The organism is Segatella copri (genome assembly GCF_024330485.1).
In the GTDB taxonomy this organism is placed as follows: domain Bacteria; phylum Bacteroidota; class Bacteroidia; order Bacteroidales; family Bacteroidaceae; genus Prevotella; species Prevotella copri_L.
In genome coordinates, this window is the sequence record NZ_JANDWX010000115.1 from 1 (window position 1) to 557 (window position 557).

A 557-nucleotide genomic window follows, 5' to 3' on the forward strand; every position below is an offset into this window, starting at 1 on the left:
AACGACCGCATCAGCTATGATGTGTATAGCCTTGAACTCGTCATTGCGGTAGCCTTCCGTATTGACAGCATTGAGAGCAGAGCCTTTCGGGAGTTCATCATGCAGTCCGTCATCGGCAGACAGACAAGCCGCACTAAACTGGTCTGTATCTTTACAGAGAATGCAATGGCATAGACCTGCCATAACGCAACGTTCCTTGGAGGCTTTGCGCCTCCAGCCACTTGGGCGAACCACCGCAGTGTGTTTTAGCATGGTATTAGATTTTATACAGACCATAGGGAGAACACTCGGCAAACACGACCAACTCGGTATAGCCAATAAAATGAGGCGACAACCTATAACAGCCACACTCGGTAAGTTATACGTTGTCGCCTTGTTCATTTCACCCCACTCATCAAGGACATGTATTTCTCCTACAAGCCCTTCATTCGGTACGCCTCACGATAGTTAGCCATCAGAATCTTCTGAATGTCGGACTCGCGGTAGAGAATCTTTCCGCCAAGCTGGATATACGGGATGACACCGTTGTTTCGGTAGTCCTGCAGGGTTCTTCGGCT

1 protein-coding gene is annotated in these 557 nt (G+C 49.0%); it reads right to left on the minus strand.

The window, feature by feature from the left end; all coding sequences use genetic code 11:
- Positions 1-413: 413 nt before the first annotated feature.
- A partial coding sequence (locus NNC77_RS16615; RefSeq protein ID WP_143213511.1) for a helix-turn-helix domain-containing protein occupies positions 414-557 on the minus strand: 144 nt, incomplete at its 5' end.